A 1866-nucleotide genomic window follows, 5' to 3' on the forward strand; every position below is an offset into this window, starting at 1 on the left:
CGAGTACCGCCGCCACCTGGCCCGCATCCTCACCGGCCGGGCCCTCACCCGCGCCCGCTCCTGACCCCGCCGCCGTCGGGGTCGCCGTGCGGGGCACCTGTCCCGCGTCCCACGCAGTGGAGGTGCCTCGCACGGCACACCGGCGGCGATCCGTTCAGGAGGCGGCCGGTTCCGCGGTCCGGTCGCCGAGGTCGGGGAGTGCGGTGAGGTGGCCGCGGGTGTGCAGCAGCGACAGGATCTCCGCGGCCGCGGCCGGGGCGGAGAGTTCCCGGGTGTCCAGCCGCAGGTCCGGCGCGTCGGGTTCCTCGTACACGTCGTCCACACCGGTGAGGCCGTGGATCTCGCCCGCCGCGTGCCGGGCGTAGAGGCCCTTCGGGTCGCGGCGGGCGCACTCCGCCAGCGGGGTGGACACGAACACCTCGACGAAGGCGGTGCCGTGCCGCCGGTGGTGGCCGCGCACCGCCTCCCGGGTGTGCGCGTACGGCGCGATCACCGGCACCAGGGTCAGCACCCGGTGCCGGGCCAGCAGCTCGGCGACGTACCCGACCCGCCTGCCCTGTTCGTCCCGGTCGGCGGCGGAGAATCCGAGGTCGCGGGAGAGCGTGCGCCGCACCTCGTCACCGTCGAGGACCTCGACCTCGGCCACGTCCCGCACCGCGTCGGCGACCGCCCCGGCCACGGTGGACTTCCCCGCACCCGACAGTCCGGTCAACCAGACCGTCACGCCACGGGTCAGGACCTCGGCCGGTGTGGGTCGCATCGTTCCTCCTCGGTGCGGCGGGGCTGCGGTGCTTCGACGCCGCGCATCGTCCCACGACCGGGGAACGCACCGGCGGTGAGGTGGAGCCGCTACGATCACGCACCCATGAGCCCCGCGACCCACCGTGTGTACCTTCATGTCGGCCTGCCCAAGACCGGGACGACCTCGCTGCAGGAGCTGATGTGGCACCACCGGGAGTCGTTGGCGGAGCGGGGGCTGCTGTACCCGGGTGAGGATCCGATCGCCCAGCACCGCGCCGTGATGGACGTCCACGCGGACCGGTACCGGCAGTGGGACGAACCCGGGGTCGCGGGATCCTGGGACCGGCTGGTCGAACGGCTCCGGGCCTGGCACGGCGACGCGGTGTTCTCCACGGAACTGCTCGCGCCCGCGAGCCCGGACGAGGCCACGCGGGTGCGCGACGCGCTCGACTTCGCCGAGCTGCACGTGGTGTGCACCGCCCGCGACTTCTCCCGGCAGGTGCCGTCCGTGTGGCAGGAGAACGTCAAGACCCGGCACACCACCGGCTACGCCGAGTTCCTCGACGCGGTGCGGGCGCCGGAACTGAACGACGTCAGCAGGCTCTTCTGGGACTACCAGGACCTGCCCCGGGTGCTGCGCACGTGGGCGGGAACCCTGCCGCCCGAGCGCGTCCACGTGGTGACCGTGCCCCGGGGCGCGTCGTCGGGGACACTGTGGGACCGCTTCGCGTCGGTGCTCGGGGTGGACACCACCGGGCTGCACACCGGGATCGGGCTGCACAACTACTCGCTCGGCACCGGCGAGACCGAACTGCTCCGCAGGCTCAACGAGCGGGTCGTGCACGAGCTCGACTGGCCGCGCTACTCCGGCTTCGTCAAGGAACACCTCGTCGAGCGGATCCTGGCACACCGGGACGGCGGCACCCGTCCGGTGCTGCCGCCGGAGGCGCACGACTGGGCCCACGACACCGCGCTGCGGTTCGTCCGGGAGATCGCCGACGCCGGATACCGGGTGGTGGGCGATCCGGACGAGTTGATCCCGTCCCCGCCCCCGGACACCGGGGCCGGCCCGTCCCCCGTGCCGGGCAGCCCCGACGGCCGGGTCGACGAGGCGGAACTGCTCGA

General features: G+C 73.8%; 2 protein-coding genes. One reads left to right on the forward strand and one right to left on the reverse strand.

Features of this window, described 5'->3' with window-relative positions; translation table 11 throughout:
* Positions 1–154 precede the first annotated feature (154 nt).
* Complete coding sequence (cysC, locus tag ACTIR_RS0110730; RefSeq protein WP_026454283.1) at positions 155–760, reverse strand: adenylyl-sulfate kinase; 606 nt, start codon at positions 758–760, stop codon at positions 155–157.
* Between the two features lie 105 nt (positions 761–865).
* Between cysC and ACTIR_RS22740 the strand changes: the two genes are divergently transcribed.
* Positions 866–1866: hypothetical protein (locus tag ACTIR_RS22740; RefSeq protein ID WP_052583823.1), on the forward strand; the 1001-nt coding region annotated here is incomplete at its 3' end.

The sequence above is a fragment of the Saccharomonospora iraqiensis subsp. iraqiensis genome (genome assembly GCF_000430445.1).
Lineage (GTDB): Bacteria > Actinomycetota > Actinomycetes > Mycobacteriales > Pseudonocardiaceae > Saccharomonospora > Saccharomonospora iraqiensis.

Coding starts and splice junctions, on each gene's coding strand:
- cysC (WP_026454283.1), bottom strand. CDS start 760: ATGCGACCCACACCGGCCGAGGTCCTGACCCGTGGCGTGACGGTCTGG.